15 protein-coding genes are annotated in these 20773 nt (G+C 61.9%); 9 read left to right on the top strand and 6 right to left on the bottom strand.

Annotated features, from left to right (window positions below; genetic code table 11):
- Positions 1-26: 26 nt before the first annotated feature.
- From fsa to BSZ35_RS02800, 3 genes are all read left to right on the top strand, one after another.
- The gene (gene fsa / locus BSZ35_RS02810) at positions 27-701 is read left to right on the top strand and encodes a fructose-6-phosphate aldolase (protein ID WP_105011030.1); all 675 of its coding nucleotides are present in this window, start codon (positions 27-29) and stop codon (positions 699-701) included.
- 116 nt (positions 702-817) lie between these two features.
- Positions 818-2212, top strand: a complete 1395-nt coding sequence (locus tag BSZ35_RS02805; RefSeq protein ID WP_105011029.1) for an MBL fold metallo-hydrolase — start codon at positions 818-820, stop codon at positions 2210-2212.
- A 79-nt stretch (positions 2213-2291) separates the two neighbouring features.
- Positions 2292-2633 (top strand): hypothetical protein, encoded by a 342-nt coding sequence (locus BSZ35_RS02800; RefSeq protein WP_105011028.1) that lies wholly within the window; start codon positions 2292-2294, stop codon positions 2631-2633.
- A gap of 42 nt (positions 2634-2675) precedes the next feature.
- On the opposite strand, the gene BSZ35_RS02795 is transcribed toward BSZ35_RS02800, so the two are convergent.
- The 4 genes from BSZ35_RS02795 to BSZ35_RS02780 form a co-directional block, all read right to left on the bottom strand.
- Positions 2676-3989 carry an HD domain-containing protein gene (locus BSZ35_RS02795; protein WP_105011027.1) on the bottom strand — a complete coding sequence of 438 codons (1314 nt, stop codon included), beginning with the start codon at positions 3987-3989 and terminating at the stop codon, positions 2676-2678.
- A gap of 74 nt (positions 3990-4063) precedes the next feature.
- The gene (locus tag BSZ35_RS02790; RefSeq protein ID WP_146109978.1) at positions 4064-4930 is read right to left on the bottom strand and encodes an alpha/beta fold hydrolase; all 867 of its coding nucleotides are present in this window, start codon (positions 4928-4930) and stop codon (positions 4064-4066) included.
- Positions 4931-5054: 124 nt separating this feature from the next.
- Positions 5055-6275, bottom strand: coding sequence for a serine protease (locus BSZ35_RS02785; protein ID WP_105011026.1), 1221 nt, complete (start codon positions 6273-6275; stop codon positions 5055-5057).
- 183 nt (positions 6276-6458) lie between these two features.
- The gene (locus BSZ35_RS02780; protein ID WP_105013693.1) at positions 6459-7091 is read right to left on the bottom strand and encodes a phosphatidate cytidylyltransferase; all 633 of its coding nucleotides are present in this window, start codon (positions 7089-7091) and stop codon (positions 6459-6461) included.
- 144 nt (positions 7092-7235) lie between these two features.
- On the opposite strand from BSZ35_RS02780, the gene BSZ35_RS02775 reads away from it, so the two are divergent.
- The 3 genes from BSZ35_RS02775 to BSZ35_RS02765 all read left to right on the top strand — a co-directional run bounded on the left by BSZ35_RS02775 (position 7236) and on the right by BSZ35_RS02765 (position 11933).
- Complete coding sequence (locus BSZ35_RS02775; RefSeq protein ID WP_105011025.1) at positions 7236-8132, top strand: dienelactone hydrolase family protein; 897 nt, start codon at positions 7236-7238, stop codon at positions 8130-8132.
- Between the two features lie 175 nt (positions 8133-8307).
- The gene (gene hemE, locus BSZ35_RS02770; RefSeq protein WP_105011024.1) at positions 8308-9372 is read left to right on the top strand and encodes a uroporphyrinogen decarboxylase; all 1065 of its coding nucleotides are present in this window, start codon (positions 8308-8310) and stop codon (positions 9370-9372) included.
- Between the two features lie 254 nt (positions 9373-9626).
- Positions 9627-11933, top strand: a complete 2307-nt coding sequence (locus BSZ35_RS02765; protein ID WP_105011023.1) for an acyl-CoA dehydrogenase — start codon at positions 9627-9629, stop codon at positions 11931-11933.
- 583 nt (positions 11934-12516) lie between these two features.
- Here the strand turns inward: BSZ35_RS02765 and BSZ35_RS02760 are convergent.
- Complete coding sequence (locus BSZ35_RS02760; protein WP_105011022.1) at positions 12517-13062, bottom strand: hypothetical protein; 546 nt, start codon at positions 13060-13062, stop codon at positions 12517-12519.
- A 629-nt stretch (positions 13063-13691) separates the two neighbouring features.
- On the opposite strand from BSZ35_RS02760, the gene BSZ35_RS02755 reads away from it, so the two are divergent.
- From BSZ35_RS02755 to BSZ35_RS02745, 3 genes are all read left to right on the top strand, one after another.
- A complete protein-coding gene (locus BSZ35_RS02755) occupies positions 13692-13973 on the top strand; it encodes a hypothetical protein (protein WP_146109977.1) in 282 nt (93 codons plus the stop codon).
- 422 nt (positions 13974-14395) lie between these two features.
- On the top strand, positions 14396-17314 hold the full coding sequence (locus BSZ35_RS02750; RefSeq protein ID WP_105011020.1) for an FAD-binding and (Fe-S)-binding domain-containing protein: 2919 nt from the start codon (positions 14396-14398) through the stop codon (positions 17312-17314).
- Positions 17315-17412: 98 nt separating this feature from the next.
- Positions 17413-18537, top strand: a complete 1125-nt coding sequence (locus BSZ35_RS02745; RefSeq protein WP_105011019.1) for a collagen-like protein — start codon at positions 17413-17415, stop codon at positions 18535-18537.
- Between the two features lie 121 nt (positions 18538-18658).
- On the opposite strand, the gene BSZ35_RS02740 is transcribed toward BSZ35_RS02745, so the two are convergent.
- On the bottom strand, positions 18659-20338 hold the full coding sequence (locus BSZ35_RS02740; RefSeq protein ID WP_105011018.1) for a S41 family peptidase: 1680 nt from the start codon (positions 20336-20338) through the stop codon (positions 18659-18661).
- Between the last annotated feature and the right edge of the window lie 435 nt (positions 20339-20773).

Genomic DNA, 20773 nt, shown 5'->3' with positions numbered 1-20773 from the left:
GCACCCATCATCAATTGCCTAGGACCATGAAGTTTTTTGTCGACACGGCCGACTTGGAGGAGATCCAGGAAGCCAACGACATGGGCATCCTCGACGGCGTCACCACGAACCCGTCGCTCGTGAAGGAGCAGGGCAACGTCGACTTTCACGAGCACGTGTACAAGATTTGTGAGATTGTGGACGGAGACGTGTCTGCAGAAGTGACGGCGACCGACTTTGACGGCATGATGGAGGAGGCCCACAGCCTCGCCGGCATCCATGAGAATGTCGTCGTCAAGATTCCCTTGATCCAAGAGGGCATTAAGGCACTGAGGGCGCTCGACGACGAAGGAATTCCGACCAACTGTACGCTCTGCTTTTCCCCGATGCAGGCCCTGCTGGCCGCGAAGGCGGGTGCCAACTACATCAGTCCCTTCATCGGGCGCATCGATGACATTTCGTCTGACGGCATGACGCTGGTTGAGGAGATTGTGCAGGTGTACGACAATTACGACTACGAGACGGAGGTGCTAGCGGCCTCGATTCGGCACCCGACCCACGTGAAGCGTGCCTCGTTGGCGGGGGCCGATGTAGCAACCATGCCGTTCGATACGCTCTTGAAGATGCTGGACCACCCGCTCACGGATCGGGGATTGGAGCGCTTTCTGGCCGACTGGGAGGAGTATAAGGAGGCGCGGAAGGCGGAGGCCGGAATGGCATAGCTGGTGCGGCTGAGGGCTGTACGGGGGGGTGTCCGAGGCGTAGGGGGAGAGGATGTTGAGTGTGTTTCCACGAGGGGGAGGCGTGGTCCTGTTTGGTCTGTTTCGGTTCCAACTATATGAAATTTCTCGCTCTCGGGGACACTGCGGACATTGCCGCGAGTTGCCATTTTCTCGACATCAACGGGACCGGCCTCGTCTTGGATGCCGGGACCGATCCCCGTCGCGACGGGCCCGACTCGCTTCCAAAATTCGACTGGGTGCGGGATCGGGCCGACAGTTATGTTGATCACGCCATTATCACGCACGCTCACCACGACCATATGGGAAGTCTTCCGGTGCTCGTGGAAGAATTCCCGCACGTGATGGCGCACATGACCGACGCGACGCGCCAGTTGCTCGATTTTCTGCTTCCTGCCTCCGCCCGCCTCCAGAAGAAGCGATACGAGAAGAACGAGACGCCCCACGAACCGCTCTTTACGGAGGAGGATCTTGACTTTCTTAGTCACGTCTACCTCACCCATGAGTTGGAGGACGAGTTTGATCTGACCGGGATGCAGGGCGAGACGCCCGTGACGGGTCGGTTTTATTCGGCGGGGCACATCCTCGGCTCGGTGGGCACGGAGCTCTGCTTTGAGGAGCAGGGAGAGGAACGAAGGCTCTTCTACACCAGCGACACGAATATGGAGCCCCAGTCCATCATCCCTGGGGGCGAGTATCCGTCGACGACCGACATTCTCGTGCTCGAAACGACGCTGGGGGCCGACGAGGAAACCGAGAAGACCAGCCGGCCGGAAGAGGTAGAGCGGTTTCGGGAAACGTTGGAACGAGTGATCGATCGGGGCGGCACTGCGCTCATCCCCGTCTTTGTGATGGGGCGCGCTCAGGAAATGCTGGCGATGCTTCAGCGTCTGAAGGACGAGGGAAGTATCCCCTCGGACGTCCCGATTTACACGGCGGGCTCCCTCCGGGCGATTGCGGGGATTTACGATGATACCCGCAAAACGACGCCTCGGCTGGACGAGGACTTTCAGGTCTTTGGGGTAGAGCAGGAACGGGTGCCGTATAGCAGCGAGGCCAAGACCGATGTCCTTGATGGGCCGGGCATCATGGTGGTGAGCAGCGGGATGATGTTTGAGCCCACCCTCTCTAACATCCTCGCGCGGCGCATCGTGGAAAACGAGCGCGACGCGGTGCTCATTGTGGGACACGCCGTAGAAGGGACCCCGGCCCGGCGCCTGCAGGATGCTGCCGCGAATGGGCCTGGATCCCCCGTCATGCTGGCCGACGGCCATGGGCCACAGCCGGTCTACTGTACGGTGGAACGGTTTCGCTTCTCCGGGCACAGCCACCGCCGCGAGCTCCTCAAAATCGTTGATCACCTCTCTCCGGAGACCGTGTTGCTGGTTCACGGCGAGCCGGCGGCGCAGGAATGGATGCAGGGGGCGATCGAAGAGCAGCACCCGGAGATGAATGTGCTCCGGCCGGAGTGGGGGGAGATGATCGACGTATAATTTCGTATCCTGCAGCTTCAGGGGCCTCCGGTCCCGCCGCAGACGTCACACTTGAGCGCTCAACAATTGTACTTCTACGATGCCGAACGAGACCACAGATTTGGCGGTCGGAGATAGTCTTGTCACTCACGATGGGGACGAGCTGATTGCAGAGACAACTCGGACCGAAGAGACGCTCTTCACCACCACCTACACGGACGCTCAGACTGGAGAGCTTCGCCTGGCCCTTCAGGTGGACATTACGACTGGATCCACGGCGCTCGACCCACGCCACATCGATCAGGGCTATTGGACCCTCGTCGCCGAGGGGGAGGAGCGTCCCATGTCGGCTCTCAGGGAGGTGCTGGGGACGATTCCCGACCCGAGCATCGAAGTCAAGCCGGAACGCCGGGAAATCAGCGTCTATTCTGAAGAGGAGTAACGGTCTTGCGGGAGGGGCTCGGTGGATGGACGGCACGAAGGATTATCCGGTGGGCACGGCGTCCACGTCGATGGCCACGGGCTTGGGGTAGCAAACATAGGGCTTGACGACGAAGGTCGTGAGCTCGGAGATGGCGGCGGTGTCGGCCATTTCGGAGAGCTCCCGCACGTTCCCCTCCCGGTCCAGAATCCCAATCATCTCCTGATTGCTGTCATAGGCGGTGTGGCGGGACACGTCCACCGTGAGGTAGTGGCGAGCTGCGTCCCAGGCTTCATCCCGCGCCGCCAGATTCTGCGCGACTAGCCAGTCGGCCACCTGTTGCCGCCAGTCTTCCACCTGCGGGGCATTCGGCTCGTGGGGGAGAAATGTGACGCGAAAGAACCGGCGGTTGATGAAGCGGCGACAGAGGTCGGCGAGCAGCGGATCGTCGCCCTGGATCCATTGCTTGAGGCTAAAGAGAATGTCGGTATCGTCGAGTTGGAGGTAGTGGTCCCGCACCGGCGACTGGTCGATCTGTTCGGCGTGCACGTCGTGCTCCAAGAAAAAGAGGAGCGACCGGGAGCCGCGCCGGAGCCAGTCGGGGGCAGAGCCTCCGTTCAGGTGCTCTTTGGCACGGTGGAGGATGCCGCGCAGGAGCTCATCGCCTGCCAGCACCGTCTTGTGCAGGTAGACCTGCCAGTACATGAGCCGACGCGAGATGAGGAAATTCTCGACGGCGTAAATGCCCTTGCCCTCGATCATGATTTCCGAATTGCTCTCGCCGTCGAGCGGATGCACGCGCATTGTTTTGATGAGGCGCTGGACCCCGACCTCGCCTTCCGCGACGCCGGTGTAGAAGGAGTCGCGGCGGAGGTAGTCGAGCCGGTCCATGTCAAGCTGGCTCGACACCAACTGGTGGAAAAAGGGACGCTCGTAGGTGTCATCGAAAATCGCGAGGGTACGGTCGAGCGCTCCGTCGAGTCGTTCGTTCAGTTCCAAGAGCAGCACGCGGCTCATGTCCTCGTGCTCGAATTCCGAAATGAGTTCGTGCTCCAGCGTGTGCGAGAAGGCCCCGTGTCCCACGTCGTGCAGCAGCGCAGCGGCGAGAGCCGACGTTTGCTCCTCCGGAGAGATGGGCGTGCCCTTTTCCGAGAGACTGGACAGGGCGTCCTGCATGAGCGCCATTGCCCCGAGGGCGTGATTGAAGCGGGTATGTTCGGCCCCGGGAAAGACCAGGTGGCCCACGCCGAGCTGCCGAATTCGGCGCAGCCGCTGCACCTCGGGGGTCTGGATGAGATCCAGAATCAGATTCTTCGGGACAGAGATGAACCCGTGCACTGGGTCCGAGAAGATCTTGAAGCGCTGGTCGGAGGACATACAAACGTGGGGATGGTTGGACGTGTGGCGGTGGGGAAGCCCTTCAGGCCTCCAGGCGTCCACACAGTCATACTTCAGAAGCCTTCGTCGGCAAGTATTTGTGCAATCGAGGCGTAGAACTCGTTCGAATCGAAGTCAGCGGCCAGGCTGGACTTGATGCCCACCTGACGGGCATGGTCGGCATCGATCGTGCCCCGGTACTCTCCCCACTTTGCACTCTCCACGCTCACAATCCCGTCGTTCACCCCTTCGCGCTCGTACAGATATTTGTTGAGGTAGCGAAAGATGGGATCGATGGGAATGTCGGTGCCTTCGCCGGCCTGGCAGCCGTACGACCAGTAGGTAACATCCGGATGGTTGGGGACCGCCTCGTTGAAGGTATGCTTCACGTACTCGGGCGTGAGCTCGTGGAGGGCCTGTCGGATATTGGCCGAGCCGTCCTCCAGGATGTGAGTGCCCAGCCAGTCTGCCATGTCCACCAGCCACTCGCGCACAGACTCTGGCTGTTCCAGGGTGAGGGTGGCGATGGAGGAGCCGCGGTGTGGGGCTGCGACGGTCACGAGCACATCAACCGTGTCGTGCCACCCCTTTTCGCTGATGAGGTACCGAGCATCGAGGCCGCCCATCGAGTGGGCGATGAGGGACAGGCGGTCGCTACCCGTCTCGTCGAGCACGCGGGCGAGGCGGTTTTCCCACATCTCGCATCGGGCGCGGACGGTATTGTAGGGCGACACGTTGGGGGCTACGGCCCGTACGCCTCGGGAGCGCAGGTACATGGCTTCGTCGTGCAGGTGCCCGGCGCGTCGAAACGATGCCCCGATGCCGAAGCCGTGCATTAACACCACCGGGTGCCGGGTGGGAATGAGAGAGGGCTGCGGGAACGGCTTGAGACCGGTCAGGCGCTGCAGGGCAGAGGCCGGAAACGTGTCGGGTTTGGGCATGGGCGGGATAGGAGCAAGATGGACGCCGAGTGGGCAGGCATCGGGACGGCGCCTTGTACCTACGGGGGGAGTCGGGAGTTCACATCTGCCGGGAGGACGGGGGATGGGGAAGCGCCGGCTGGGGCTAGTCCTGTGCCCGGGCGCGCTGAATCGGGGTCCTGAGAAACCGGATGGGGACGATCTGGGTGAGGCCTCCGTAGGATCCGATATTGAGATCAATCTCCCCGTTCGTGTGCGTGTGGTGACGGACGATCCCGACGACGTGCCCCTGTCGGTTTAGGACCGGCGAGCCGCTGTTGCCCGAGACGGCATCCAATGTGGAGAGGATATCGGACGGTTCACTTTTTGCCCGGGCCGCAGAGTCGCCTTCTACGACAATGCCAACACTCACCCGTAGGTCGTTGGCAGCGTTCTCGTACGGGGCATCGGCCGGAAGGTCCCGGATCGTGCGAATCGGAAAGCCGAGGGCATACAGCGTATCCCCGACGGTGGGCGGCTCGTCACTAAGCGGGAGCATCCGGGCTGATGAGGGAACCTCGGAGGCCGGAATTTCGGCAAGGGCCCAGTCTTCTCCGGCCTGCCATTCCGCCTGAGACGCGTTCGAAAGGAGAGCGCCCCCGGAGGTGACTGCGTATGAGTCAGAGGAGTGGCTCCCGTCCTGGCTGACCGCAATGGACAGATCCGGCTCTATGCTTGCGGTACGGAACGAATCGACGCCTCCCGTGCGGTTATGTCGTTCAATGGCCTCTCGGGCGACGTGATAGTTCGTGGCCACCAGGGCACTTCCGTTGGGGCGCCGCCCGACAAAGAATCCTGTCGCCGATCCAGCCAGGGGAGCAGTTACGCGCGAGCAGGGGTATTCCTCGCAGGGCGAGTGGCGGAGCGTTTGGCAGAGCTCGTGAAAGCCCGTTTGGGCGGCGGTCAGGGGAGAGGAGCAGAGGGACGAGGTCGTAGACGTGTCAACGAGGACCGGCCAGAGCGTGCCTCGGTCCGTTGGAATTTTTGCCCGGGCTCCGGGGGCCGAGCGGGCTGCTGCGGCCGAGTCGGCATGGGCGAAGAGCGTCAACTGAAAGCGGACAGTTGGAGAGGCGCGAACGACGCCCTGAATGGCCGCGTCGACGGGAGGGGGAAGAGACACGCGGTCGGGAGCATAGAGGCCTTCGCCGGGCGTCGGGGCCGGTTGAGCCTGTCCATTTGCAAGCGGCAACAAACCCACCAGGAGGACCCACAGCACCGTCTGCAGTAGACCGCGGCTGGTACGGCCGGTCGACCTGCCACCGCTCTTTATGAGAGGACAGGTGTTGAGAGCAGAAGGACGGAAAGAAGGATTGGTATTGAGGAGCATTGCTCGCGAAGGGAATCCAAGGGAGGAACGGGAGAACAATGAGACGATGACCCCGGCTGTGAGCAGATCCACAGTCGTGTCCGGATCAAGGCAGGATTGGCGGGAGAGATTCGACTGAATCGATGAAAGGACCCATAGCGAAGATGATGCTTCGGGTGAGGGCGACAAGCCGAACGTCAGGGGTCAGGCTGGAACGCCGGTGACGAGCATCTCTCCGCCCACGACCACAAGAGCGGCCACGAGCGGGACCCGAATGTTATCGTTCACGGGGAGGGGAAGGGCTTCGGTTGCGGCGGCAACCACGACGCTCGCCACAGCAGGGGCGACGGCAATCGACGAAAAGGCAGCCATGACCCCAAGACCGGTGAGCACGAAGGCGGCAGTGCCCTCGACGGTGGCCGAAAGCGAGCCCCAGGTGTGCCGACCGATGCGCCGGCCCACGAGAGCAGCGGCCGCGTCGGCAAGCATCGTCATGGTGAGGACGGGGACCGCCACGCGGAGAGGAAACAGCAGTGCCAGGAGGGCCGCCCCGACGAGCACACAGGTGGCGCCATTGAACGTGACGCGGGTGCCGACGTCCGGCAATTCCTCCGCCCGCATGAGAGGCCCGAAAATCGCCCGAATCCAGGTGTTGAACGTGGGCGAATACGCTCGGCCGATATCCGCCGCCACGGCGATCAGGGCGCCTGTTCCGAGGAGATACAGGGCGAGGGGCATTCCCAGTCCCCACATGCCAAAGGGGATGACGAGGGCAAGCAGGTGAAGAGCCTTCCGTCCCACTTCAGCCGTGTACGAAAACGTATCAGAAGCGCTCACGGAAAGGAAAAATGTGCCAGAAATGTCACGACGCTGCCCGAACCCCCATGCCTTCAAAAAGTTCAGCCGAAAGAGCATTGTAGATCGGAAATCTGCCTCCTACGTTGTGGACGCCAATCGATTCATGTTTCTTTCGATTTTGTCATGATGATTCGCTCATGTAGTACTGCACTAATCGCGATTTTTGTTCTGGTTGGGTGCGGCGGACAGGAGGATGAGGGCCGCTCAGCGGCACAGGAGATGGCAGGGGCACACGAGGGCGATACGCCCACGGCCACGGCGGCGGCGCGTGAGCCTGCGATCCCGGTAGACGCCCGAGAGGTTACGTACACGCAGGTAGATGGGGCGGACGTGACCGGTTATCTCGCAGCGCCGTCCACCCCCGATTCCGTGCTTTCGGCCCATGGAATGGATCCCTCTGCCGATCGGTTGCCCGGCATTGTCGTCATTCACGAGTGGTGGGGGCTGAACGACAACATTCGCACCGCCACCCGCCGGCTGGCCGGAAAAGGCTACCGAGCCCTGGCGGTAGACCTGTATGCCGACTCGGTGGCCCAGACGCCCCAGCAGGCGCAATCCCTCATGCAGACCGCGACGAGCACTCCGGAGCGGATGATGGCCAACCTGCGTGGGGCACACGACTACCTGCGCACCGAGACTGGAGCGCCCCGCGTGGCGGTGATGGGCTGGTGCTTCGGTGGGGGGTTGACGTTCCGATCCGTCGCCGACCGGCCGACGGCCTACGATGCCGCGGTCGCCTACTATGGGACGCCGGACGCCATGACAGACGAGGTGCTGCAGAAGGTCACGACGCCCATTCTTGCCCACTTCGGCCGACAGGACGAGGTGGTGTCGACGAAGCAGGTGGAGGCGTTCCAGTCTCGCCTGAAAGGGCTTGACAAAGACATTCAAATTCACCAGTACGACGCTGGTCACGCCTTTGCCAATCCGTCTGGGGAGAGCTACAATCCGGAAGCGGCGTCTACTGCGTGGTCGCGCACAACGGAGTTCTTGCGATCACACTTGTACCCGACGGAATAAGGCCTGTGAGGTCGTAAGAAAGCGTTCTTGGATGGGGGGAGGAATTGCATACCTCGTTTTGTGCGGTGCGGAGGGCAGATTGACACGAAAATCCCGTTCCGGGGCGAACGTTAGCGGTGGGCTGTGCCTTTACAGTATCCCTACCCGCACGACCCTTCCATTTCGTTTCGTCTGAATGCCCGACTTCCCGTCTCTTGAAAACGACCTGATCCTCCGCACTGCCCGAGGGGAGAGCACCGATCGCACGCCCGTCTGGATGATGCGCCAGGCTGGGCGCTATCTGCCGGAGTACCGCGCAATTCGGGAAGAGCATGACTTTTTCGACGTCGTAGAGACGCCCGACTTGGCCGCCGAGGTGACGATCCAGCCCGTCGACCGATTTCCCCTCGACGCGGCGATCCTGTTCTCTGACATCATGGTGGTGCCGGAGGCGATGGGACTCACTGTCGAGATGGTGTCCGGGAAGGGGCCGACTTTTCCGAATCCCCTCTCCACCCCCGACGAGATGGAGCGACTCGTGGAGCCGGACATTGACGAGGCACTGGGGCACGTGTTCGAGGCCCTCACTGTTACCCGACAGCAGCTAGAGGGGCGCGTGCCGCTCATCGGCTTTTCGGGGGCGCCGTGGACCCTCATGGCGTACATGGTCGAGGGCGGCGGCAGCAAGTCGTATCGCCACGCTCGGGCCTGGCTCTACGAGCACCCCGATGCTAGCAAGGCGCTCCTGGAACGGATTACCGACGTGGTGGTCGACTACCTCATCCAGCAGGTGGAGGCCGGGGCGCAGATGCTGCAGGTGTTTGACTCGTGGGCGGGGCTGCACGGACCCGAAACCTTCCGTACGTTCTGTCTTCCGTATCTCGACGAGATTGCGACCCGCGTGAAGGACGCCCACCCCGAGGTGCCGCTCGTCGTGTTTCCGAAAAATGTCCACTACGGCCTCGACGCCCTCGCCGAGACCGACTACGACGTCATCAGCCTCGACTGGACGATGGATCCGAAGTCGGCCCGAGAGGTTGTGGGAGACCGGGCGGTACTTCAGGGGAACCTCGACCCGTGTGCCCTCTATGCGGCGCCCGACGCCCTCCGCCGCGAGGTGCAGCACATGCTCGCCGGGTTCGGGCCGCACCAGCACATTGCGAACCTCGGCCACGGCATGCTGCCCGATCATGATCCCGAGCACGCCGGGGTCTTTGTGGACGCCGTGCACGAGCATTCTCGACGAATGAGGACCGTTTGAGCGTTCAACGGTGGAGAGAACTCTTTTGCCCACATCTAAAGTTGCGCCGGAATGGCGTAGGGGGAGTATGGGCGATATGACTGTGGCCGCATTCCGCCGCTTCCCAGGAGACGCGCAGAAACGATTGGGGGCACGTCTTCTTTATCGCAATCGGAAGCCCTTCCACCTCCGGTGTTGAGCAATGTGCCGGTCGAATGCCACATTCGCCCGGCACGCCCCCACGTCCACACTCACAGACGCCCATACCCAGAAGAATGTTAAATACCTCCTCTCCGCAGGTCCGCGCCCTTCTTCCACTGCTCTACGTGGCCTGGGCCGACGGGGTGCTCACACCGTCCGAGGCCGACACCCTTCGCGCTCGTGTCCGGGCACAAGACTGGATCGACGAGGACGTCCGCGAGGAGGTATGTGGCTATCTCGATCCACAGTCGCCGCCGACCGCCACGCAGTATTTTCAGTGGATCCGTGCGTTGAAGACGGCCGCGAAGGATGCCCCCGTCACTGCGCGCAGCTCGCTGGCGGAGCTCGGGGTGTCGATGGCGAACGTCGGGGGCGACGGGGCGGCTCTTCCGGAGGCGTCTCGTCGCGCGCTGGAAGACATTGAAAATGCCCTAGGCGTGGACGGCGAGGAGCTGATGGGCGACTTATTGGGGGAGCGGCCGGAGCCCGAGCCGACGGAGCGGGAGGCGCCGTTCGACGTCGACGCGATGGCGGCGTTGCTGGACGGCCCACACGCCGATCTTCGCGACCACATTCGCACCTTGCTGCAGGATCCCGTCTTTGAGTATCCCGATTCCCCAAGCACGGCGGCCTATCGCCAGCAGGTGCTCCGCTGGTGTCGGCTCCTGGCCGATCAGGGACTGGGCAGCCTGGCCTATCCGGAAGAGTACGGAGGGGAAGGGGACATGGAGAAATTCGTCGTGGCGTTCGAGACGCTGGCGTACCACGACCTCAGCATGGTCATCAAGTACGGCGTGCAGTTCGGCCTCTTTGGGGGAAGCATTCACCGTTTGGGGACGGAGCGACACCACGAGGAGTATCTGGAGACGGCAGGTTCGCTGGAGCTGCCCGGCTGCTTTGCGATGACGGAGTGGGGGCACGGCTCGAACGTGCGCGAGCTGGAAACGACGGCACACTACGACCCAGACGCGGAGGAATTCATCATCGACACGCCGCACGACGGGGCGCGCAAGGAGTGGATCGGCAACGCGGCGGCCCACGGACGGCTGGCCACCGTCTTTGCCCAGCTGCACACGGATGGGGAGGCGCACGGTGTGCACGCCTTTCTCGTGCCCATTCGACGAGAGAATGGGTCGCCCATGCCGCGGGTCCGGATCGAGGACTGCGGAGAAAAGATGGGCCTGAACGGCGTTGATAACGGGCGCCTCTGGTTCGACAAGGTGCGCATCCCGCGCGAGAATATGCTGGACCGATTTGCCAGCGTGGCGGCGGACGGCACCTACGAGAGCCCGATCCCGAGCGCGGGCAAGCGGTTCTTCACCATGCTGAGTACGCTCATCGGCGGACGCATCAGCGTGGCGCGGGCCGGAGTGAGTGCGGCAAAATCGGGCCTCACCATCGCCGTGCGCTACGGCAATCGGCGGCGGCAGTTTGGGCCGAAGGACGCGCCGGAGGTGCCGCTGCTGGACTACCGCACACACAAGCGCCGCCTGCTGCCAAAGCTCGCCACCACGTACGCGCTGCACTTTGCCCTCGACGACCTGACGCAGCGGTTTGCGGCGAAAGGCCCCGAAGATCCGCTCGAACGGGTGGAGGCGGAGGCCAATGCCCTTAAGGCGTACGCTACGTGGCACACCACCGATACGCTACAGGAGGCCCGCGAGGCGTGCGGCGGGCAGGGCTACCGGTGGGACAACCGCATCGCCGCCCTGAAGGCCGACACCGACGTGTTTACGACGTTCGAGGGCGACAACACCGTCCTCATGCTCCAGGTGGCGAAGGGGCTGTTGTCCGACTTTCGCCGCGAATTTCGCGATATGAACCTGCTGGGGATGGTCCGCTTCGTGGTCGACGAAGTGGCGACCCGCATGACCGAACTCAACCCGGTGGTGACCCGCAAGACGGAGTCGGCGCACCTGCGGAGCCTCGACTTTCACCGCTCGGCCTTCCAGTACCGGGCCGATCGCATGCTCCTCTCCGCTGGTCGTCGTCTGCAGCGTCGCATCACGGAGGAAGACATGGATCCGTTCGACGCGTTTGTCGACGTGCAGGACCACCTCGTGCAGGTGGCCCACGCAGAGGCCGAACGCATCGTTCTCGATCGGTTTGCTCAGGCCGTCGAGGACCAGCCCGACGAGGTGCTTGCTGCCCCCCTCACGCTGCTCCGACAGCTATTTGCGCTCTCCCGCATCGAGGCGGACCTGGACTGGTTCCTGGAGGCGGGCTACGTGGAGTCGACCAAGGCCAAAGCCATCCGGGGCGAAGTGAACGACCTCTGCGACGAGGTGCGACCGGCGGCCGAGGGACTGGTGGATGCGTTTGCGATCCCGGATGCATGCCTGTCCGCCCCGATTGCGACAGGGGCCGAGACTCCCTCATAACGTTTTAGAATCTGTTTTAATTTCATACGCTGTGAGTTCGGCAGGACGCTACGACTGCGGACCCGTTCCTCCCCGCCGGGGATGCAGGGGTATACGCTCCGATGTGCTTTTCGTCTACGAAAATATCGGCATCGGATGTGGAGACGGGCGTAAATGAAAACAGGTTCTAAGCTCGACTTTGGCGCTTTCGATTGACCGAAAAACTGCCTATTCCAGCGGATTGAGGCACTTTTTGATTATTTCCATGTCGCGGTTTGCCCCCGACATCAAATAAATACTACGCCTACCGGCCTCCATCTTCTAGAAACGACGATTGGTCGAAGTCAAATGGCCAAAGTCGAGCTTAGGGCGCGTCGAGTGGGTCGAAGGGACTCTACACGCCGGCCCCGCTTCGTTCTCGCACGTGAACGGACTGCATCGTGGTGTGCCCGTCCATGGGACCCAACAGCTTCTGGACGGTGCGGATGCCCGTTCCGTCGTCCAGCAGGTGGGGGTAAAGGAATGCCGCAGTCGAAAACTACTTCCTCGCTCGTTTCCTTCAGTCCCGTCGCTCAGGGCGCAGCACGACATCTCCCGGCCCCGTTCAGAACCGGATCCGCAGGGCCAATCCGACCTCCGTGCCTCGAGGTCCCCCGAGGGTTGGGGCCATTTGCATCTGCACGCCGGAGGTCTGCAGGCCGTGGGCCCGGTTGTACTCGCGAGCCGAGTTGTCCGCCGTGCGGATGTCTTGGATCGCACTCTGAAGAATGATGACCCCGCCCGCGATGGCGGCCAATCCAAGGAGGGGACCGTAAGCTGGTCCTGCGGTCTGGTCGTCCATTGCGGCCGCTACCCACACGGCAGCCGGTGGCAGCAATCCACTCAGGCGGGTTCCGATACCGAGGAGGGCCTGCCGGTAGTTTCGAGCATAGAGGTGGCCGAAGGCGGGGCCAATGATCAGCCCGGTCCCGAGAGCAGGCGTAAGAAGGATCGTTCCGCTCATCGAATAGATCACTGCCTGGCGCGGCTTTTTTCGGTGAGTCACGGTTTTCGTGGTGTCCCGGGCGTTGGAGACGGGCTGCTGGGCGTGTACCGGGCCCGCCAAAGCGGCGAAGAGAAGTGGGAGCAGGAGGAGGCGAGCGTAGATCATGGGAACCGAATCTTGCTCGTGATTGATGACTGAACATCGAGAGAATATGCCGCCGCCCCCAGAAAATCCGGACGTGAGGTCTGAAGGGGCGGACATGTCTGATCATTCAGGGCTGTCTCAGGGCTTTCGGAGTGCGGGATGCCTGTACTCCTCGTAGCTCCTGGGAGCAAGTCTAGAAATTTCCGCACGGATCGATAAATGAATGGACGCTTTGACCCGCCACTACACTTGACCCCCGGCTGCTGCCGTTTTCGAGCAGGTACGATAGTGCAGTTTGACTTCGGTGACTAACAGTGACGATACGAGCCGATGAACACTCCGTCCTACGCTTTTGTCTTGATTGGTGTCGGTTCGAATTGAACGTTTTGCTTGCCCGGGTCAGGTGAGTTTTATCGTTATACGGAGGGTCAGTGGTCATCGACATATCCCTGAGGTGTATTCCCATCGGAAGACGGCGGGTTTTTTCCGATGATGTCGCTTTACACAGCTATGGATCCATGATCTTCCGTTGTTCTCATCCCGACCGTGTCCCTCTTCCGCTTCGCATTTTGGCACCAGTTCTAGTATGCGGTCTCCTTCTCACAGGATGCTCCCTGTTTGGAGAAGAGGAATCCGTTGGGTCTGACGGGGTGACGGCAACCGTTCAAGACGAAGCGATCGTGATTAAGAACCGCCGGAGTGGGCCGGTTTGGGTCCGCATGATTGGCGTTAGCGTCCTCCCGACCGTACTTTTAGCTCCTCCAGACCTTGATGGCGAGCCGATTCCTGCCGGTGAGCAGAGGGTGGTGGAATTCGAGGTGATCACGATGGGGGAGAACGAGGACGCGATTCGCGTTTTTTGGTGGGGGGCGACCATGGACGACGGAAAGCGCGTGCCCGGGGAGGTGTCATCGTTCCGCGTAGAATTATGACCGAAGATGTGAGTCCAAGCGAATCCGTAGTGTCTGTATAACTCACTGATAGAGCTGACGGAAGACGAATGCCAATCTCGATCGAACTCCGCCCGGATGCGGCGTATCTGAAGTGGACAGGCAAATCACCAGAGGAGGTATTTCCGAATCTGAAGTCTAAAGCTCATGCCTGAGCTCTGTCGCTTTACGGGGTGCGGATGACGAGGGACTACGACGATTTCGATCCGCCGCACGTCCACGTGGAGGATTCCTTCGATAGACAGCAGCAGGGAGTCCGGGGCCAGGCGACAGTCGTCTGGAGGGGACGGGGGCGGTCTCCATTCTTTCCAGAAAACCGGAGGGGATGGATTGACGCGCATCCCTCTGCCTGGGTACCTTGAAGAGGCAATCCCGTACGCGTTTTTCCACTGCCATTCGACCGCATGTCTTCTGCTTCCACCAAATACCACCAGGCCCTCGACGAGACGCTTCGGCCCCGGGTGTCCGGGGAGTTGCACACCGACGAGATGACGCGGGCGCTGTACGCGACGGATGCCAGCATGTATGCCATGACCCCGATTGGAGTGCTGGTGCCCGAGACCGTGGATGATGTCCAGGCGACCCTGGAGGTGGCCTCGACCATGGGCATTCCGGTGCTGCCCCGGGGCGGCGGCTCCTCGCTGGCGGGGCAGGGCGTCAATACGGCCCTGGTCATCGACTTTACGAAGCACCTCAGCGATATTCTGGAGATCGACCCAGAGGCCCAGACCGCCAGGGTTCAGCCGGGCGTAACGCTCAGCGAACTGAATCGGGCCGCCGCCGAGCACGGCCTCATGGTCGGGCCGGATCCGGCGAGTGCCAATCGCGCCACCCTTGGGGGCATGCTCGCGAACAACTCTACGGGGACCCATTCGATCACCTACGGCAACTTTATCCACCACGTGCGGGAGGCGGAGGTACTGCTTGCGGACGGGACGTCTGCTACGTTCGGGGCACTGAGCCATCCCGAGTGGCAGGAGCGGATGCGGAGGTCGGGGCTGGAAGGGGCCATCTATCGCAGTCTGGAGGCGATGCTTGCGGACGGGGGGCGGGAGACTATCGTGAATGATACGCCGGGCCACTGGCGGCGTAACAACGGCTACCGGTTGGAGACGCTTCTGGAAGAGGAGCGCAATCTGGCGAAGCTCATTTGTGGCAGTGAGGGCACCCTGGCCGTGACCACCGAAATTACGTGTGACCTCGTGGAGAAGCCGAGCCATACGGCCCTCGGGGTGGCTCATTTCGAGACGCGCGACGATGCCCTCCGGGCCGTGACGACGGTCCTGGAGACCGATCCGACGGCCGTCGAGCTCTTTGACGGAGTGGCAATCGAGCGCACCCGGCAGACCGAAGGGTACGCCAAACGGCTGACCTTTATCAAGGGGGAGCCCGGGGGCGTCCTCATTACAGAATACTCGGGAAACACGAGGGAGGAGGTGGCCGACCAGCTCAACGCACTCGATCACGCCATTGCGAACACGAGTCGGGGCTACGCCGTCGTTCGGGTCGAAGAGCCGGACGCCGTGGAGAATGTGTGGTCCATCCGGAAGGAGGGCCTCGGCCTCCTCATGGGCGTGGAGGGCGACTATAAGCCGTGGGCCTTTATTGAAGATGCGTCGGTTCCGGTCGAGAATCTTGCGGATTACATTGACGAACTTTCCACCGTCATCGACGCCACGGACACGCGGGCCGCGTACTACGCGCATGCCTCTGCGGGGTGTCTGCACGTCCGGCCGTTTATTAACACCCGCGACGAGGCAGAAGTGGAAAAAATGGAGCAGATCGCGAGAGAGTCGCTTGATCTCGTGAAAAGGTATGGCGGGGTCGTGTCCTCGGAGCACGGGGACGGCATTGCTCGGGGCTGGGCCAATCCGGAGATTCTGGGCGAGGACCTCTACGAGCTCTGTCGTACGACAAAAGAGATCTTCGATCCCGATTGTATTCTTAATCCGGGGAAGGTTGTCGATGCCCCGCGCATGACGGAGCATCTGCGCATGGGACCGGAGTACCGGACGCGTCCGTTCCGGACGGAGCTCGACTTTTCAGGCGATGGGGACTTTGCCGGGGCGGTGGAGAAGTGTAACGGCAATGGGGCCTGTCGCAAGCTGCGGGCGGGCACCATGTGTCCGAGCTTCCGGGCCACACGAGACGAGCAGGACTCGACCCGGGGCCGTGCCAATGCGCTCCGTAGTGCCCTGGCGGGGGATCTGTCGGAGGAGGCGATGACGGGCGACGACATGGCCGACGTGATGGATCTTTGCATCCAGTGCAAGGCCTGCAAGACGGAGTGCCCGTCGAATGTCGACATGGCGAAGGTCAAGACCGAGTGGCAACACCAGTACTGGCAGAAGCATTCGATGCCGCTTCGCACGCGCCTCTTTGCCCATCAGCCGGACTGGGCGCGGTGGGTGAGCGGGACGCCGCTGGCTCCGGTGGCCAACTGGCTCGGCGAGCGCCCGACGCTGCGGAAGATGGGGGAAATGATGTTTGGTGTCGATGCGGACCGGAGCGTGCCGCCGTTTGCTCAGCAAACGTTCCGCCAGTGGTTCCGACGCCAGTCCTCGACGTCGTCGAACACGGTGCCCGGTCCGCGTGTGGTGCTTTTTGCCGACTCTTTCAATTCGTATCACACGCCTCCGCCCCTCCAAGCCGCCGCGCAATTTCTCGACGTCACCGGCCATCGGGTTGAGGTCCCGGAGGCGCGCATGTGCTGCGGGCGCACCCTGCTCTCAAAGGGACAGATCCCGGCGGCCCAGCGCCGGGCCCTGCGGACGGTGGAGGCACTCTTTCCGTACGCCGACGACGGGGTGCCCATCGTCGGACTGGAGCCGAGTTGCATCCTGACGTTGCGAGATGAGTTTTTGGATCTCCTGCCGGGCGAACCTCGGGCGGAGGTCGTGGCGGAGCACGTATGCACGTTTGAGGAGTACGTGGCGCGACGGGCCGCGGCCGGCGCGTTCGAGCATGTGGACTGGGCGACGACGACCGGCGACGTGCTCCTGCACGGGCACTGCCACCAGAAGGCCCTCATCGGCACTGACGCCACGGAACGGGCCCTCTCGTTGCCCGGCTATCAGGTCGAGGCCGTTGATGCCGGTTGCTGTGGCATGGCCGGCAGCTTCGGCTACGAAGCGGAGCACGTGGAGGTATCGAAGGAGATGGCGGAGCTGCAACTGGCCCCGGCGGTCCGTGCGGCTGACGACGACACGATTCTCGCGGCTACGGGCTTTTCGTGCCGTTCACAAATCAAAGATGTGACCGACCGAACGGCCCAACACCCGGCCGAACTGCTGTGGGCGTCCCTCTCCGAGCGAGCCGAATGACGGAAAATGTGAAGAGGACTTGATATTCTTTGTCTTTTCGTTCACACTTCTGTTAAGATTTCGACGCCGATTGTGTCTCACATCTACCTGAACGTACCATGGTTTGTCTCGGTTTGTCCGTCCGGGCACTTCTGAATTCGCGTGTGGTCGTCGTCCTCATCTGGGGGCTTGTGGGGGGAGGGCTGCTTGCCTGCGAAGGGCCGGCGGGACCCCAGGGCCCGCAGGGGCCGGAAGGGCCGCAGGGCGAACAGGGGCCTCCGGGGGCGGACGGAGCCGAGCCCAAGATCATCAATCTGGATTTGACGGATCACGTGCAGAATACAACCTTCGACCGGGGGAGCAATACCCTGACGTCGAAGGGGGACACTCTTTCGATCCAGTGGGGGGCGGCCATGGACACGGCCATAACATCGGTGACGATTGCCGACTCGATGTACGTTAAGACCTACGTTCGGGTGCCGGGAAGTGGATTCCAGCCGGGACCGATTCGCTTCGCGTTTGATGGAGAAGGAAATCCGAGCAATGTGGAGCGCGAAGCGGATCCATTTGCTCAGGTCGAGTACGATCTGCTGGAGCAGCTTCCGTCGCCGTCTCGCGACAGTCTGTTTGCGGCCGAGGCCGTAGGAGGGAGCGATCGTCGCTTCTACACAGGCACGACCGACCAACACGATATCCACGAGGTCATCGTCGAGCCGGACCGCTTTACCGCACGCATTCGAGCGTATGACGCGGCGTCCGGTTCTGAGTATAAGAGTGGCATTGTTGAGACGTTTACGACGCCCCCTCCGGTTCCGTTTGACAGTGATCTAAGCGGGGCGAGTGCCGGTACGTATCCCACCGCCAATGCCGCTGGAGAGGTGACCTATCGACAGTCCACCACCGACCTAAGTGCGATTCAGTCTGTGGTGGGGGAAGATCTCCGACTCCAACAGTACGAGTTGCAAGCGACCAAGGAAGGGTCTTTTGGCAGCGTCATTCGAACAGAGGAGTGGCAGGCCAATCCGCGTCCCGGACGCGTCGAGGTGCGGTCGACGTGGACCCGGGACAGCATCAGCGTTGCTGGAGTCATTGTCGGGACCAACTACGGCAGCGATCGGACCATTTACAACGAGACGATTCCCGTGGAAGTACGGATTGCGATCGTCAGCGGCAGCCTGGCCGACAAGATGCGCCGCGGACGGACGGTGCCGTTTTCTACCCTTCAAGAGAGGACCCGTCCGTAGGAGACCGGGCGGACTGAAGCAACATTGGAAGGACAGCTCCGCACAACTACAAACGGCCCAGCTTTCCGGAAAGACGGAGGACTGGGCCGTTGCAGCTGTCGAGGAGGAGGGAGGCCGACCTCTACTCGTTCTTGAGCGGGGAAGAGGCCGTATGATACCCGGCCAGATCGATGGAGGACGGCCAGAGCGACATGGCCTTCTGGAACGTCGGATTCGATCGATTCAGGATGGGCTGTCCGGTACCCGTCCCGTAGATCACATTTGCGAGGCGTCCCTTGAGGCGGGAGCGCACAAACGAATTCAGGTCATCGGCCTCAGATTGGGGAAAGACTCGCTCCTTTACATTCACCGAGTCCGGGGTGGGCGTTAACGTGAGCACGTCCTCTTCCTGAGCAAAAGACCAGAACGCGGAGATCGCGTCGTTGGGCACCTCGTACGAGGCGAGAAATTCCTGCTCTCGGTTCTGCCATGTACTCCGGATCTGTTGCTCATGCCGTGAGAACCACTCGCGGGCGAAGATGGCGTCGAGCTGGCTCCCGCGGATAAAGGTGGCGAGGGATGTCGTATCCGGGGCTACAACGTAATCCGGAAGAATGCCGCCGCCCCCGAAGACCGTGCGGCCATGGTCGGTCTTGAAGACGAGAGAATCCGGAATGCTTTTCTTGTACTCCTCGACGTTATAGACCGCGTCCCGCCAGCTTGTGGATTTCTCCTCGTAGTACTGCTGCATCTTGCCCTTTTCGTACGGCGTTTGGATAAGCCGGCCCACCGGGGTATAGTAGCGGCCCACCGTCATCTGCATCAGGCTCCCATCGTTCAGTTCAAACTGTTTTTGCACCAGGGCCTTGCCGAACGTGCGGCGGCCCACGAGAAGAGCCCGGTCGTGATCTTGTAGTGCCCCGGCCAAGATCTCGCTGGCCGACGCCGATTGCCGGTTAATGAGAACGGTAATCGGCTGGTTTTCGAGGGCGCCACCGTCATGGCCCTTGTACCGCGTGTTCATTTCCGCACTGCGCCCCTTTGTGCGCACGAGCGTCATGTCGGCGCCCAGCATCTCGTCGGCAATTTTCACGGCCGATTGCATGACGCCGCCGGGATTGTTACGCAGGTCTAGGACGAGCCGCTCCATGCCTTGCTTCTTGAGGCTCGTGACCTTCTCCATAAACTCCTTGTGGGTGGACATGGCAAACCGGGTGATTTCGATGTATCCGGTCTTGTCGTCCACCATGTACGAAGAGCGGATCGAGTAGAGAGGAATTTCGTCCCGCGAAATTGTGAACGTCAGTCGCTTGTCGGCGAGAGGGCGGTAGATCGTAAGGGTCACCTCCGTGCCGATTTTCCCTTTCAGGCGGTCCTGGATTTGATCTCCGGAGAGGCCGATTGCAGTGGAATCCTCAATCTCGACGATTCGGTCGCCGGCCATGATGCCAACCTTCTCGCTGGGGCCGCCTGCGATGGGGGCCACGACGCGCGCCGTATCACCGGGCTCAAACCGAATGCCGATGCCCCCGAACGAGCCCTGGTACCGATCGCGCGTGTCCCGCACCTGCTCGGGCGGGATGTAGCTGGAGTGAGGGTCAAGGCTCTTGAGCATTCCCTTCACGCCCTCCTCCACCATTGCCTTCGAGTCGACGCGCTCAACGTACTTCCCGTTGATGATGACGAAGGCTTGCTTGAGCTTCTCGAACTGGTTCAGGGCGTCATCGGCTGAGAGACGCGAGTCGAACTGCACGCCGAGAATCGCCCCAAACAGGAGAAGGGCAAGGGCGGGAAGAATGTGATACTTGTTGAGCCGCGTCATGGAGGATCGCTGAGAATCTGAAAAAGGAGAAGTCAACGGCGTTGGGGAGCGCTAGGCCGGGGCATGAGTCCGGGAGCGAGTGCAAAGGCCCAACTCTCTTCCTATTTCGGAGAGGCACTTTTGTTGCAGTGTCCCCTGCGCGACCATCGGGTCTAGTGGGCAGTCAAGCTGAGGCTGTCGGGGTGCTGAATGAACACGCTGTGTTGAATATGGCATTCTGCGGCCTGAATACAGTCCGCGGGCCATCGTTCTCCCGGACGTAGAGACGTGACGTACCACCAGAGCCTCCGTCGGACGCGAGAATACAGGCGTCGCGTGTGGTATCCCCGATTTTTCAGGGATCGAACGGCTAGAACGGAGCGGATCCCCAGAGCCGTTGGGGGGACCGAGGATCCCCGCAGCGTGGGACGTCGAGCTTCATGGACGGGAGGCGCC

This window comes from Salinibacter sp. 10B, assembly GCF_002954405.1.
GTDB lineage: Bacteria > Bacteroidota > Rhodothermia > Rhodothermales > Salinibacteraceae > Salinibacter.
This window is presented reverse-complemented; position numbering and strand designations above follow the sequence as displayed.